This window comes from Streptomyces pristinaespiralis, from assembly GCF_001278075.1.
Classification (GTDB): domain Bacteria; phylum Actinomycetota; class Actinomycetes; order Streptomycetales; family Streptomycetaceae; genus Streptomyces; species Streptomyces pristinaespiralis.
Genome location: NZ_CP011340.1, coordinates 2,521,690 through 2,536,383, shown reverse-complemented (window position 1 = coordinate 2,536,383; position 14,694 = coordinate 2,521,690). Strand labels below are relative to the sequence as shown.

The following is a 14,694-nucleotide window of genomic DNA, read 5'->3' as shown; positions in this document are numbered from 1 at the left end:
TGCCCCTCCCGGTGCCCGGTGGTGGAACGATCACCACACCGCCCCCGCCGGGCGGACCGGGGCGGTTGGACAGCCGGATGCCAGGTTACTTACCTTCGCTGTCCGAGCGGATGCCGGTTGCCGCTGTTTCCGCCCTCCGGGGGTGGGGACGCTATGCGAAGCTGCCGAACTGTTATCGCCTGGTTCCGGCATGGTGAAACACTGGGCAGGCTTCCTGAGACTGCCCAGGCAGTAACGGTCAACCCCTGCGGGAGGGACACGGTGGAGTCTGGCGTGACGGCGCGGGCGAAGGACACGCGCGCGAAAGGCGGACGGTCCCGGAGCAATGGGACAACCGAAGTCGATACGGCGGCCCTGAACAGGCTGCTGGCGGCGCTTGTGACGATGCGCGACGGGAATTTCCGGCGCCGTCTGACGGTGTCCGGCGACGGTGTGATGGCCGAGATCGCGGCCGTCTTCAACGAGGTCGCCGACCGGAATCTCCACCTCACGGGTGAGATCGCGAGAGTCCGCAGGATGGTCGGCCGTGAGGGAAAACTCACGGAGCGACTGGAGACGGGTGCCTGCGAGGGGTCCTGGGCGGCCGCTGTCGACGCGGCCAACGAGCTGGTCGACGACCTGGCACGTCCCGTGTCCGAGGTCGGGCGGGTGCTCTCCGCGGTCGCGGACGGTGACCTCGAGCAGCGCATGGAGCTGCGGTCGCCCGCAGCGGACGGTCAGGACGGGGCGGCCGCGGTGCGCCCGCTGCGCGGCGAGTTCCTGAAGGTCGCGCGCACGGTCAACAGCCTGGTCGACCAGCTGTCGGCGTTCACCGACGAGGTGACCCGGGTCGCGCTGGAGGTGGGCACCGAGGGCAAGCTCGGCGGCCAGGCCCAGGTGCGCGGCATGTCCGGTTCGTGGAAGGACCTCACGGACTCGGTCAACACCATGGCGTACCGGCTGACGGCGCAGGTGCGCGACATCGCCCTCGTCACGACGGCCGTCGCCAAGGGCGATCTCTCCCGCAAGGTCACCGTTCATGTGGCCGGCGAGATGCTTCAGCTGAAGGACACCGTCAACACGATGGTCGACCAGCTGTCGTCGTTCTCCTCCGAGGTGACCCGGGTGGCCCGGGAAGTGGGCACCGAGGGTGAGCTGGGCGGCCAGGCGACCGTTCCCGGTGTGGCCGGCGTGTGGAAGGACCTCACCGATTCGGTGAACACGATGGCCGGAAACCTCACCTCCCAGGTGCGCGGCATCGCGGAAGTGACGACGGCGGTGGCCAACGGTGACCTGTCGCAGAAGGTCACGGTCAACGCGCGGGGCGAGGTGGCCCAGCTCGCGGAGACCATCAACCAGATGACCGAGACGCTGCGGACGTTCGCGGACGAGGTGACGCGCGTCGCCAGCGAGGTCGGTGCGGAGGGTCTGCTCGGCGGTCAGGCGCAGGTGCCGGGTGCGGCGGGTACGTGGAAGGACCTCACCGATTCGGTGAACACCGTCTTCCGGAACCTGACCACACAGGTGCGTGACATCGCGCAGGTGACGACGGCGGTGGCCAACGGTGACCTGTCGCAGAAGGTCACCGTTGATGTCGCGGGCGAGATGCTGGAGCTGAAGAACACCGTCAACACGATGGTGGACCAGCTGCAGTCCTTCGGTTCCGAGGTGACGCGGGTGGCCCGCGAGGTCGGCGTCGAGGGCCGCCTCGGCGGTCAGGCCGAGGTGCCGGGTGCGGCGGGTACGTGGAAGGACCTCACCGATTCGGTGAACACCGCGTTCCGGAACCTCACCGGCCAGGTGCGTGACATCGCGCAGGTGACGACGGCGGTGGCCAACGGTGACCTGTCGCAGAAGGTCACCGTTGATGTCGCGGGCGAGATGCTGGAGCTGAAGAACACCGTCAACACGATGGTCGCGCAGCTGTCCTCCTTCGCCGACCAGGTCACGCGCATGGCCAGGGACGTGGGTACGGAGGGCCGCCTCGGCGGCCAGGCGCGGGTGGACGGCGTCAGCGGTACCTGGAAGGAACTGACGGACTCCGTCAACTTCATGGCCGGCAATCTGACGTCCCAGGTGCGTCAGATCGCGCAGGTGACGACGGCGGTGGCGCGGGGCGACCTGTCGCAGAAGATCGACGTGGACGCGCGGGGCGAGATCCTCGAGCTGAAGAACACCATCAACACCATGGTCGACCAGCTGTCGGCCTTCGCGGAGCAGGTCACCAGGGTCGCCCGTGAGGTGGGCACCGACGGTCGCCTCGGCGGCCAGGCCCAGGTGCCCGGCGTGGCGGGTGTGTGGCGTGACCTGACCGACTCCGTGAACGGCATGGCCGGCAACCTCACGGCCCAGGTCCGCAACATCGCTCAGGTCGCCACGGCGGTGGCGCGCGGTGACCTGTCGCAGAAGATCGACGTGGACGCGCGGGGCGAGATCCTCGAGCTGAAGAACACGCTCAACACGATGGTCGACCAGCTCTCGAACTTCGCGGAGCAGGTCACCAGGGTCGCCCGTGAGGTGGGCACCGAGGGCATTCTCGGCGGCCAGGCGGAGGTGCAGGGCGTCTCCGGCACCTGGAAGGACCTCACCCAGTCCGTCAACTTCATGGCGAACAACCTGACGAGTCAGGTGCGCAACATCGCGGAGGTGACGACGGCCGTCGCCAAGGGCGACCTGTCGAAGAAGATCACCGTCGACGCCAAGGGCGAGATCCTGGAGCTGGTGACCACCGTCAACACGATGGTCGACCAGCTGTCGGACTTCGCGGACGAGGTGACCAGGGTCGCCCGCGAGGTGGGTACCGAGGGCGTGCTGGGCGGCCAGGCGCGGGTCCGCGGGGTGACCGGCATCTGGAAGGACCTCAGCGACAACGTCAACCTGATGGCCAACAACCTCACCAGCCAGGTGCGCAACATCTCCCGTGTCTCCGCGGCGGTCGCCAACGGCGACCTGACGAAGAAGGTGACGGTGGAGGCGCGCGGCGAGGTCGCGGAGCTCGCCGACACCGTGAACACGATGGTGCGCACGCTGTCGTCGTTCGCCGACGAGGTGACCCGCGTGGCCCGTGAGGTGGGCACCGACGGCCGCCTCGGCGGCCAGGCGCGGGTGCCCGGTGTCTCCGGCACCTGGAAGGACCTGACCGAGTCGGTGAACTCGATGGCGTCCAACCTGACCGGTCAGGTGCGCCAGATCGCGACCGTCACCACCGCGATCGCCAAGGGCGATCTGACCCGCAAGATCGACATCGACGCGCGGGGCGAGATCCTCGAGTTGAAGACCACCATCAACACCATGGTCGACCAGCTGTCCTCGTTCGCCGAGGAGGTCACCAGGGTGGCCCGTGAGGTGGGCACCGACGGACAGCTGGGCGGTCAGGCCCGGGTCCGCGACGTCGACGGCACCTGGCGCGACCTGACCGAGTCGGTGAACGAGATGGCCGGGAACCTGACCCGTCAGGTGCGGGCCATCGCGGCCGTCGCGACCGCGGTCACCCGCGGCGATCTCAACCTCAAGATCGATGTGGACGCCGCCGGCGAGATCCAGGTGCTCCAGGACAACATCAACACGATGATCGCCAACCTGCGCGACACCACCCTCGCCAACGAGGAGCAGGACTGGCTCAAGGGAAACCTGGCCCGTATCTCCGGTCTGATGCAGGGCCGGCGCGACCTCGACGACGTCGCGTCGCTGATCATGAGCGAGCTCACCCCGGTCGTCTCTGCGCAGCACGGCGCCTTCTTCCTGGCCGTGCCCGCCGGCAACGGCTCGGAGACCGGGGGCGGGGAGTCGTACGAGCTGTGCATGCGCGGCAGTTACGGATACTCGGCCGGTCTGATGCCGACGTCGTTCCGTCCGGGGGAGACCCTGATCGGGACGGCGGCGGAGGAGAAGCGGACCATCCAGGTCAACGTTCCGCCGGGCTACCTGCGGATCTCCTCGGGGTTGGGCGAGGCGTCGCCCGCCTATGTGATCGTGCTGCCCGTCCTGTTCGAGGGGAAGGTCCTCGGGGTGATCGAGCTGGCGTCGTTCCAGCCGTTCACGCAGATCCAGCGGGACTTCCTGAACCAGATCGCCGAGATGATCGCGACGAGCGTCAACACGATCAGCGTCAACACGAAGACCGAGGTGCTGCTCAAGCAGTCGCAGGAGCTGACGGAGCAGCTGCGTGAGCGCTCGGCCGAGCTGGAGAACCGGCAGAAGGCGCTCCAGGCGTCCAATGCCGAACTGGAGGAGAAGGCCGAGCTGCTGGCGCAGCAGAACCGCGACATCGAGGTGAAGAACACCGAGATCGAGGAGGCCCGGCAGGTGCTGGAGGAGCGGGCGGAGCAGCTCGCGGTCTCCATGCGCTACAAGTCGGAGTTCCTGGCGAACATGTCGCACGAGCTGCGGACGCCGCTCAATTCCCTTCTCATCCTGGCCAAGCTGCTCGCGGACAACGCGGCGGGCAATCTGTCGCCGAAGCAGGTGGAGTTCGCCGAGACGATCCACGGCGCCGGGTCCGATCTGCTGCAGCTGATCAACGACATCCTCGACCTGTCGAAGGTCGAGGCGGGCAAGATGGACGTGAGCCCGACCCGCATCGCGCTGGTGCAGCTGGTGGACTACGTCGAGGCGACGTTCCGGCCGCTGACCGCGGAGAAGGGACTCGACTTCTCCGTCCGTGTCTCGCCCGAGCTGCCGGCGACGCTGCACACCGACGAGCAGCGGCTGCTGCAGGTGCTGCGCAATCTGCTGTCGAACGCGGTGAAGTTCACCGACAGCGGCGCGGTCGAGCTGGTGATCCGGCCGGCCGGCGCGGATGTGCCGCAGTCGATCCGTGAGCAGCTGCTGGAGGCGGGATCGCTGCGCGACCCGGACGGGGATCTGATCGCCTTCTCCGTGACCGACACGGGCATCGGTATCGCGGCCGGCAAGATGCGGGTCATCTTCGAGGCGTTCAAGCAGGCCGACGGCACGACCAGCCGTAAGTACGGCGGTACGGGCCTCGGACTGTCGATCAGCCGGGAGATCGCGCGCCTGCTCGGTGGCGAGATCCACGCGGCGAGCGAGCCGGGGCGCGGTTCCACCTTCACCCTGTATCTGCCGCTCCACCCGAGCGAACTGCCGCCGCAGGGCTACCCGCAGCTCGGTCCGGGCGGCGTCGGCAGCCGTCCGGGCGAGGAGGGCGTCGCAGAGGACGGCGGGGCGCAGGTGCGGCCGCAGCCGACGCAGGCGGCTCCCGCGGGCCCTGCGGCCCTGCTGCGCCGCCGCCGCAAGGCCCAGGCGTCCCTGGAGCCGTCGCGGGCCGGGGGACAGCCGGGCGAGACGCCCGGACAGGAGCCGTGGGCGGCGGGCGAGCAGGAGGGCCCGGAGCAGCGGCGGGTGTTCACCTTCGACGGCGAGAAGGTCCTGATCGTCGACGACGACATCCGTAACGTCTTCGCGCTGACCAGCGTTCTGGAGCAGCACGGGCTGTCGGTGCTGTACGCGGAGAACGGCCGGGAGGGCATCGAAGTCCTGGAGCAGCACGACGATGTGACTGTCGTACTGATGGACATCATGATGCCGGAGATGGACGGGTACGCGACGACCACGGCGATCCGGCGGATGCCCCAGTTCGCCGGCCTGCCGATCATCGCGCTCACGGCGAAGGCCATGAAGGGCGACCGGGAGAAGGCCATCGAGTCCGGAGCATCCGACTATGTGACCAAGCCGGTGGATCCCGATCATCTCCTGTCGGTGATGGAGCAGTGGATGCGCGACAAGTGACAGCAGGTCGTGTGATTGTGTGCGAGTCGCTGATCGACTTTGGCCGGAGGCGTGTGAAGAGGAAGGATCCGGGGAACTATCCGGGCTCCCCCCACGTTTGCGGTACGTGCACAGTGACATCACGGTGACAGGGTGTGGCGACGGGCGGGGTGCGGCTACGATGACCGGCACAAGGACGGGCGGCGCAAGGGAGTCGTCCCCTGGGGCGGCGCCCGGTGCGTCCCCCGGCTCATCGAGCTGGGGAGACCCCATGCCGGGGCGAGGAGGACGGGGCATGGTGCAGAAGGCCAAGATCCTCCTGGTCGATGACAGGCCGGAGAATCTGCTCGCGTTGGAGGCCATTCTCTCAGCGCTCGATCAGACGCTGGTGCGGGCATCGTCAGGGGAGGAAGCGCTCAAGGCGCTGCTGACGGACGATTTCGCGGTCATTCTGCTGGATGTCCAGATGCCGGGAATGGACGGGTTCGAGACCGCCGCGCACATCAAGCGCCGCGAGCGGACACGGGACATCCCGATCATCTTCCTCACCGCGATCAACCACGGCCCCCATCACACCTTCCGTGGGTACGCCGCGGGCGCCGTGGACTACATCTCCAAGCCGTTCGACCCGTGGGTGCTGCGCGCGAAGGTCTCCGTCTTCGTCGAGCTCTACATGAAGAACTGCCAACTGCGGGAGCAGGCGGCACTGCTGCGGCTCCAGCTCGAGGGCGGTAACCAGGCGGAGACGGGATCCGGCCGCGAGTCCGCGGGTCTCCTCGCCGAACTGTCCGCGCGGCTCGCCGCCGTCGAGGAGCAGGCGGAGGCCCTCTCGAAGCAGCTCGACGACGACTCGGCGGACGCGGCGGCCGTGGCCACGGCCGCCCACCGCGAACGCAAACTCACCGGGCTTCGCAGGGCTCTTGACGCCCTGGAGCCCGGCACCGGCGGCGGGTCGCCGACGCTTCCCTCGCAGAGCTAGCCCCCTTCGGCGCCTGTCCGCGCGTGCCCACCGGCGCTTGATGCCGCGTCAGTTCTCCGCAACATCAGCAACGACATGAACGGGTGAAGCAGTGGGCACACGTGTCCGCTGCGGTCGACACCGGTAACCTCACCACCATGGCCTCACGTACGTCCGGCAAGGGTTCCCAGGGCACGGCGGGCACCGCGAAGCCGCGCGCCGGCCGTACGACCGGCGCCGCGAAGAAGGCAGCGCCCGTCAAGAAGAGCGCCGCCAAGAGGGCGGTGCCCCCGAAAAAGGCACCCCCGAAGAAGGCCGCGGCCAAGAAGGCGGCCGCGCCGAAGCCCGCACCGTCCCCCACCGGGGGTGTGTACCGCCTGGTGCGCGCCGTCTGGCTGGGCCTCGCGCACGCCGTCGGAGCGATGTTCCGCGGCATAGGGCGTGGAGCCAAGGGCCTCGACCCGGCGCACCGCAAGGACGGGCTGGCTCTGCTGCTGCTCGGCCTGGCCCTGATCGTCGCGGCGGGCACCTGGTCGAATCTGCACGGCCCCGTCGGCGATCTCGTCGAAATGCTCGTCACCGGCGCCTTCGGCAGGCTCGACCTGCTCGCGCCGATACTGCTGGGCGCGGTCGCGGTGCGGCTGATCCTCTTCCCGGAGCGGCCGGAGGCCAACGGCCGTATCGTCATCGGCCTTTCCGCGCTGGTCCTCGGTGTGCTCGGTCAGGTCCACATGGCCTGCGGCTCGCCCGGCCGGGGCGAGGGCACAGAGGCGATCCAGGACGCGGGCGGCCTGATCGGCTGGGCCGTGTCCAAACCGCTGATCTTCGCCATGGGCGAGGTGCTCGCGGTGCCGCTGCTGGTGCTGCTCACCGTCTTCGGCCTGCTCGTGGTCACCGCCACGCCCGTCAACGCCATCCCCCAGCGACTGCGGCTGCTCGGCTCCAAGCTCGGCATCATCGAGCCGCTGCCCGGCGCCGACGCCGAAACGGACGACGAGCGGTACGACGAGCAGTGGCGCGAGGCCCTGCCCGCCCGCCCGGGCCGTTCGGCAGGCCGCGCCGGCGCGGCCGCGGGTGCCGACCCGGACGTGGCGGAGGAGGAGGCGCTCTCCCGGCGCCGCCGGCCGCGCAGGCCGTCGGCCCAGCCGGCCCTGGGCAGGGAGATGGACGCGGTGGACGTCGCCGCGGCCGCGGCCGCCGCGCTCGACGGAGCCGTGCTGAACGGCATGCCGCCCTCGCCGCTCGTCGCCGACCTCACCCGGGACGTCACCGCCGAGCGGCAGCGTGCCGTCCCGCCCGTCCCCACCGCGCGCGAACCCGAGGCACCCGCCCGCGAGCAGAAGGCCCCCGGGAGCAAGGGGGCCGTACCCGACCTGACGAAACCGGCGCCCGACGAGTCCCAGCCCCTGCCCCCGCGGGCCGAGCAGCTCCAGCTGTCGGGCGACATCACCTACTCACTGCCCTCGCTCGACCTGCTGGAGCGCGGCGGCCCGGGCAAGACCCGCAGCGCCGCGAACGACGCGGTCGTCGCCTCGCTGACCAACGTGTTCATGGAGTTCAAGGTCGACGCGGCCGTCACCGGCTTCACCCGCGGTCCGACGGTCACCCGTTACGAGGTGGAACTCGGCCCCGCCGTGAAGGTCGAGCGCATCACCGCCCTGACCAAGAACATCGCGTACGCGGTCGCCAGCCCGGACGTGCGGATCATCTCGCCGATCCCCGGCAAGTCCGCCGTCGGCATCGAGATCCCGAACACCGACCGCGAGATGGTCAACCTCGGCGACGTACTGCGCCTCGCGGACGCCGCGGAGGACGACCACCCGATGCTCGTCGCGCTCGGCAAGGACGTCGAGGGCGGTTACGTGATGGCCAACCTGGCGAAGATGCCGCACGTACTGGTCGCCGGCGCCACCGGCTCCGGCAAGTCCTCCTGCATCAATTGCCTGATCACCTCGGTGATGATAAGGGCGACGCCGGAGGACGTACGGATGGTGCTGGTCGACCCCAAGCGGGTCGAGCTCACCGCCTACGAGGGCATCCCGCACCTGATCACGCCCATCATCACCAACCCCAAGCGGGCAGCGGAGGCGCTGCAGTGGGTCGTGCGTGAGATGGACCTGCGCTACGACGACCTCGCCGCGTACGGCTTCCGCCACATCGACGACTTCAACCAGGCCGTGCGCCACGGCAAGGTCAAGCCGCCGGAGGGCAGCGAGCGTGAGCTCCAGCCGTATCCGTACCTGCTGGTCATCGTGGACGAGCTGGCCGACCTCATGATGGTCGCGCCGCGCGACGTGGAGGACGCGATCGTCCGCATCACCCAGCTGGCGCGCGCGGCCGGTATCCATCTGGTATTGGCCACCCAGCGGCCGTCGGTCGACGTCGTCACCGGCCTGATCAAGGCGAACGTGCCCTCCCGGCTCGCCTTCGCCACCTCCTCCCTCGCCGACAGCCGGGTCATCCTCGACCAGCCGGGCGCGGAGAAGCTGATCGGCAAGGGCGACGGGCTGTTCCTGCCCATGGGCGCCAACAAGCCCACCCGCATGCAGGGCGCCTTCGTGACGGAGGAAGAGGTCGCCGCGGTGGTCCGCCACTGCAAGGACCAGATGGCTCCGGTCTTCCGGGACGACGTGGTCGTCGGCACGAAGCAGAAGAAGGAGATCGACGAGGACATCGGCGACGACCTCGATCTGCTCTGCCAGGCCGCCGAGCTGGTCGTTTCCACGCAGTTCGGCTCGACATCGATGCTGCAGCGCAAGCTGCGCGTGGGTTTCGCGAAGGCAGGACGGCTGATGGACCTCATGGAGTCGCGGAACATCGTCGGCCCCAGCGAAGGGTCCAAGGCCCGTGACGTTCTCGTGAAACCGGACGAACTGGATGGAGTGCTCGCCGTGATCCGGGGAGAGACTCACTCGTAAGGGTTTGACGGGCAACCGTTTCCCTTGGTCGTACGTCAAGTTGGAGGGAGGGATGTACAGATGTCCCGACCCCGGGACCACCCGGCCATTCCGATGGCGTACAAAGCTCCACCGCCCGGTTGCCCCACCCTTTCGTACCACCCATAGACTGAACCTCCAGCAGGTGGTTACACGCTCGAAAGGCGCCCCCGTGTCCATCGGCAACTCCCCCGAAGACGACCGGCCTTCAGTCGAAGACGCCCGGCCTTCGATCGGCCACGTGCTCCAGCAGGCGCGTGTCGGCGCAGGCCTCACCGTTGACGAGGTCAGTACCTCCACCCGGGTGCGCATCCCCATCGTGCACGCGATCGAGGACGACGACTTCTCCCTCTGCGGCGGCGACGTGTACGCCCGCGGGCACATCCGTATGCTCGCCCGTGTCGTCGGACTCGACCCCGAACCGCTCGTCGAGCAGTTCGACGACGAGCACGGCGGCCGGCCGGCCCCGACGCCTGCCGCCCCGCTGTTCGAAGCCGAGCGCATCCGTCCCGAGCGGCGCCGCCCCAACTGGACCGCGGCCATGGTCGCGGCGATCGTCGCCGTGGTCGGCTTCTCCGGCTTCACTCTCTTCAGCGACGGGGAGAGCGGCAGCGGCAACGTCGCGGAAGGCCCCGCGTCCGGCACGAAGCCCACTCCCACCGACGTCCGGACGACCAAGCCCGCCGACCCCAAGCCCGACCCCTCCGACAGCGCCATTGCGGCCCTGCCGAAGGACAAGGTCACCGTGAAACTGTCCGCCACCAGCGACAAGAGCTGGATCTCCGCCAAATCGCACAACGGCAAGGTGCTCTTCGACGGGCTGCTGCTCAAGGGCGAGAGCAAGACCTTCCAGGACGACGAACGCGTCGACCTGATCCTCGGCAACGCCGGGGCGATCGAGCTGTTCGTGAACGGCAAGAAGGTCCAGGACGAATTCAAGATGGGCGGCGTCGAAAGGCTCTCCTACACCAAGGGAGACCCCGAGGTCGGCTGAGCCCCTTCGTCCCGGCACGGCCCCCGACCCTCGCGGCCGGGGCCCGCGCCGGGACAAAGTAGTCTTGAGCCCATGCCCGAACGCCGTACCGTCGCCCTTGTCACTCTCGGATGCGCCCGTAACGAGGTGGACTCGGAGGAGCTTGCAGGCCGCTTGGCAGCGGACGGCTGGGAGCTCGTCGAGGACGCCTCCGACGCAGACGTCGCCGTCGTCAACACCTGCGGATTCGTCGAAGCCGCCAAGAAGGACTCCGTCGACGCCCTCCTGGAAGCCAACGATCTCAAGGATCACGGCAGAACGCAGGCCGTCGTCGCCGTCGGCTGCATGGCGGAGCGGTACGGCAAGGATCTTGCGGAGGCCCTGCCGGAGGCCGACGGTGTGCTCGGATTCGACGACTACGCCGACATCTCCGACCGCCTGCAGACCATCCTCAGCGGCGGCGTCCACGCCTCGCACACCCCCCGCGACCGGCGCAAGCTGCTGCCGCTGAGCCCTGTCGAGCGCCAGCAGGCGACCGATGTGGCACTGCCGGGCCACGGCGACGTCGCGCCGGCGCCCGAGGACCTGCCGGAAGGCATCGCCCCGGAGTCCGGACCGCGCGCGCCGCTGCGTCGTCGGCTCGGCACCAGTCCCGTCGCCTCCGTGAAGCTGGCCTCCGGATGCGACCGGCGCTGCTCCTTCTGCGCCATCCCGTCCTTCCGCGGCTCCTTCATCTCACGCCGTCCGAGCGACGTCCTCGGCGAGACGCGCTGGCTGGCGGAGCAGGGCGTCAAGGAGATCATGCTGGTCTCCGAGAACAACACCTCGTACGGCAAGGACCTCGGCGACATCCGTCTGCTCGAGACGCTGCTGCCCGAGCTGGCGGCCGTCGACGGCATCGAGCGGGTCCGGGTCAGCTATCTGCAGCCGGCCGAGATGCGCCCGGGGCTGATCGACGTCCTCACCTCGACCCCGAAGGTCGCTCCCTACTTCGACCTGTCCTTCCAGCACTCCGCGCCCGGTGTGCTGCGGGCCATGCGCCGCTTCGGCGACACGGAGCGGTTCCTCGAGCTGCTGGAGACCATCCGCGGCAAGGCCCCGCAGGCCGGTGTGCGCTCGAACTTCATCGTCGGGTTCCCCGGCGAGACCGAGGCCGACTTCGCGGAGCTCGAGCGCTTCATCTCGGCCGCCCGCCTGGATGCCGTCGGAGTCTTCGGCTACAGCGACGAGGAGGGCACGGAGGCCGTCACCTACGACGGCAAGCTGGACGCCGACGTCATCGCCGAGCGGCTCGAGCACATGTCGCGCATCGCCGACGAGCTCACCGCCCAGCGGGCGGAGGAGCGCCTGGGTGAGACCCTCGAGGTACTGGTGGAGTCCGTCGACGACGAGGACGGCGCGGTGGGCCGTGCCGCCCACCAGGCGCCGGAGACCGACGGCCAGGTCGTCTTCACGTCGAGCGAGGGCCTCGAGCCCGGTCGTATGGTCGTGGCGAAGGCCGTGGGCACCGAGGGCGTCGACCTGGTGGCCGAGTACTGCGAGGTCCTGGGGGTCGGCTCCCGGACCCCTGACGAGGAGGCGGGCAGATGACCGGAGTCCCGGCATCCGCGGCGGGCGGGACCGGAAGGCCGGCGCCCGGCGGCAAGCTGGGCGCTGCGGCCGTCAATCAGGCCAGCCTGTGGAACATCGCCAACATCCTGACCATGGTGCGGCTCCTCCTGGTGCCGGCCTTCGTGGTGCTGCTGCTGCAGGACGGCGGCTACGACCCGGCATGGCGGGCGTGGGCATGGGCGGCGTTCGCCGTCGCCATGATCACCGACATCTTCGACGGGCACCTCGCCCGCACGTACAACCTGGTCACCGACTTCGGGAAGATCGCGGACCCGATCGCCGACAAGGCGATCATGGCGGCGGGACTGATCAGTCTTTCCGCGCTCGGCGACCTTCCGTGGTGGGTGACCGGGGTCATTCTCTTCCGTGAGCTCGGGATCACGCTGATGCGGTTCTGGGTGATCAGGCACGCGGTGATTCCGGCCAGTCGCGGCGGCAAGATGAAGACGCTCGCGCAGGGCACCGCCGTGGGCATGTACGTCCTGGCGCTGACCGGACCGCTGGCGACGCTGCGGTTCTGGGTGATGGCCGTTGCCGTGGTGCTGACGGTCGTCACCGGCCTCGACTACGTGCGGCAGGCGATCGTGCTGAGGCGCAAGGGGCTCGCCGCCGAGCGGGCCGGGGCGGGCTCCTCGAAGTGACCGAGGCAGCCGCTGTCCTCGCGGTGCTTGCGGAGCGTGGTCAGACCCTGGCCGTCGCGGAGTCCCTCACGGGCGGTCTCGTGGCCGCTGAGCTCACTTCGGTGCCTGGAGCCTCGAAAGTCTTCCGCGGATCCGTCACGGCGTACGCCACCACTCTCAAGAGGGATGTTCTCGGGGTCGACGGTGCCCTTCTGGCGGAGTGCGGAGCGGTCGATCCGCGGGTCGCGTCGCAGATGGCGGCCGGTGTACGGGACCTCATGGGAGCCGACTGGGGTCTGGCGACCACCGGGGTGGCAGGTCCCGAACCGCAGGACGGGAGGCCCGTCGGGACGGTATATGTGTCTGTCGCCGGGCCGGCGGGAGCCGGGAAAGTGGCCGCATTGAGGTTGAACGGCGACCGCGGGGAAATCCGTAGAGAGAGTGTACGGAGCGTGCTGGAGCTGCTCGTCGAGGAACTGCGCGAGAACGCGCGGGCACAGGATACGGAACAGAACGGGGGGAATTGATGTTTGCAGCCCTGAGTGAACACGACATCGCTCCCCGCACGGCCGCCGCGCAAGGCGGTACGGTGGGGCGTGAAGGATGCGGCTACGCGGTCCGAGGAGGGAGCCACCGATGATTCTGCTCCGTCGCCTGCTTGGTGACGTGCTGCGTCGGCAGCGCCAGCGCCAGGGCCGTACTCTGCGCGAAGTCTCCTCGTCCGCCCGAGTCTCGCTCGGCTATCTCTCCGAGGTGGAGCGGGGGCAGAAGGAGGCATCCTCCGAGCTGCTCTCCGCGATCTGCGACGCGCTTGACGTACGGATGTCCGAGCTCATGCGTGAAGTGAGCGACGAACTGTCGCTGGCCGAACTGGCCGAGTCGGCAGCCGCCGGCGAGGTGCCCGCACCGGTACGACCCATGCTGGGCTCCGTCTCCGTGACGTCGGTGGCAGGTGTGCCGACGGAGCGTGTGACGATCAAGGCACCCGCGGAAGCGGTCGACGTCGTCGCCGCCTGATCGCAGGTCCTGCACCACTCGCACGGCATTTCTGTTTGAGCTGGGCCCTGATTGGTACCCGATACCGGTCAGGGCCTTTCGCTTGGGCAGGCACAGTGCTTGACCGTCTGTCCCGAATGGCTCTTTTCGGTAGTTATGTAATCGTGGACGGTAGTCGGCGAACCGAGTGGAGGCGTGGATGTCTGTCGTGAAAAGCACTCTGTCCGAAGCGGATCTCAAGACGGTCGGCGATGCGCTGAAGGGTGCGCTGGTGGATCTGGTGGACCTCGGCCTGGTGGCCAAGCAGGTGCACTGGAACGTGGTCGGCCCCCGCTTCAGGTCCGTGCACCTGCAGCTCGACGAGGTCGTCGACACCGCACGGCAGCACTCCGACATGGTCGCGGAGCGGGCGTCGGCGATCGGCGTGGCACCTGACGGGCGGGCGGCGACAGTGGCCGCGCAGAGCGCGATCGGATCCGTTCCCGAGGGCTGGATCAAGGACGTGGATGTCGTGCGCACCATGATCGACGCTCTGGGCGCAGTCATCGGACGCATGCGTGAACGCATCGAGGTGACCGACGAGCCGGACCCGGTCAGCCAGGACATCCTGATCCAGCTCACCGCCGACCTCGAGAAGCACGCCTGGATGTTCCAGGCGGAGAACGCGTGACGTCGAGGGCACGAGCTCTGCCGGCGCGCGCCGGGTCGCCCAACCGTGCGCCCTCCCCGCGGCCCGGCGCGTCGCATTAGCGTGGGCCGGAGGAGGCAGCCATGGCAGTACGCGGGGCGGTCCTCGTGCCCGTTGTCGCGCTCGGGCTCGTGGTGGGCGGCTTGTGGTGGTGGGCCGTGCTCCGGCTCGCCCTGGTCCCGGAGCACTCCGGCGTCGTCGAAGGT

General features: G+C 69.0%; 9 protein-coding genes. All 9 read left to right on the top strand.

Translation table 11 applies throughout. The annotated features are described in order from the left end of the window. Positions 1-261: 261 nt before the first annotated feature. The 9 genes from SPRI_RS10510 (at position 262) to SPRI_RS10470 (ending at position 14,470) form a co-directional block, all read left to right on the top strand. Positions 262-5,727 (top strand): HAMP domain-containing protein, encoded by a 5,466-nt coding sequence (locus SPRI_RS10510; protein WP_005311163.1) that lies wholly within the window; start codon positions 262-264, stop codon positions 5,725-5,727. Between the two features lie 274 nt (positions 5,728-6,001). Then, the gene (locus SPRI_RS10505) at positions 6,002-6,685 is read left to right on the top strand and encodes a response regulator (RefSeq protein ID WP_053556875.1); all 684 of its coding nucleotides are present in this window, start codon (positions 6,002-6,004) and stop codon (positions 6,683-6,685) included. 137 nt (positions 6,686-6,822) lie between these two features. Continuing rightward, positions 6,823-9,582 (top strand): DNA translocase FtsK, encoded by a 2,760-nt coding sequence (locus SPRI_RS10500; RefSeq protein ID WP_005311161.1) that lies wholly within the window; start codon positions 6,823-6,825, stop codon positions 9,580-9,582. Between the two features lie 190 nt (positions 9,583-9,772). Further along, positions 9,773-10,594, top strand: a complete 822-nt coding sequence (locus tag SPRI_RS10495) for a helix-turn-helix domain-containing protein (RefSeq protein WP_037773612.1) — start codon at positions 9,773-9,775, stop codon at positions 10,592-10,594. Positions 10,595-10,666: 72 nt separating this feature from the next. After that, on the top strand, positions 10,667-12,163 hold the full coding sequence (gene rimO, locus SPRI_RS10490) for a 30S ribosomal protein S12 methylthiotransferase RimO (RefSeq protein WP_005311159.1): 1,497 nt from the start codon (positions 10,667-10,669) through the stop codon (positions 12,161-12,163). Continuing rightward, a complete protein-coding gene (gene pgsA / locus SPRI_RS10485) occupies positions 12,160-12,825 on the top strand; it encodes a CDP-diacylglycerol--glycerol-3-phosphate 3-phosphatidyltransferase (protein ID WP_005311158.1) in 666 nt (221 codons plus the stop codon). The genes rimO and pgsA overlap by 4 nt, the downstream gene beginning before the upstream one ends. Then, positions 12,822-13,331 (top strand): CinA family protein, encoded by a 510-nt coding sequence (locus SPRI_RS10480; RefSeq protein ID WP_005311157.1) that lies wholly within the window; start codon positions 12,822-12,824, stop codon positions 13,329-13,331. The genes pgsA and SPRI_RS10480 overlap by 4 nt, the downstream gene beginning before the upstream one ends. 109 nt (positions 13,332-13,440) lie before the next feature. Next, positions 13,441-13,821 (top strand): helix-turn-helix domain-containing protein, encoded by a 381-nt coding sequence (locus SPRI_RS10475; RefSeq protein WP_005311156.1) that lies wholly within the window; start codon positions 13,441-13,443, stop codon positions 13,819-13,821. A 178-nt stretch (positions 13,822-13,999) separates the two neighbouring features. Beyond that, complete coding sequence (locus SPRI_RS10470; protein WP_005311155.1) at positions 14,000-14,470, top strand: Dps family protein; 471 nt, start codon at positions 14,000-14,002, stop codon at positions 14,468-14,470. Positions 14,471-14,694: the final 224 nt, after the last annotated feature.

Coding starts and splice junctions, on each gene's coding strand:
- SPRI_RS10500 (WP_005311161.1), top strand. CDS start 6,823: ATGGCCTCACGTACGTCCGGCAAGGGTTCCCAGGGCACGGCGGGCACC.
- SPRI_RS10475 (WP_005311156.1), top strand. CDS start 13,441: ATGATTCTGCTCCGTCGCCTGCTTGGTGACGTGCTGCGTCGGCAGCGC.
- rimO (WP_005311159.1), top strand. CDS start 10,667: ATGCCCGAACGCCGTACCGTCGCCCTTGTCACTCTCGGATGCGCCCGT.
- SPRI_RS10505 (WP_053556875.1), top strand. CDS start 6,002: ATGGTGCAGAAGGCCAAGATCCTCCTGGTCGATGACAGGCCGGAGAAT.
- SPRI_RS10470 (WP_005311155.1), top strand. CDS start 14,000: ATGTCTGTCGTGAAAAGCACTCTGTCCGAAGCGGATCTCAAGACGGTC.
- pgsA (WP_005311158.1), top strand. CDS start 12,160: ATGACCGGAGTCCCGGCATCCGCGGCGGGCGGGACCGGAAGGCCGGCG.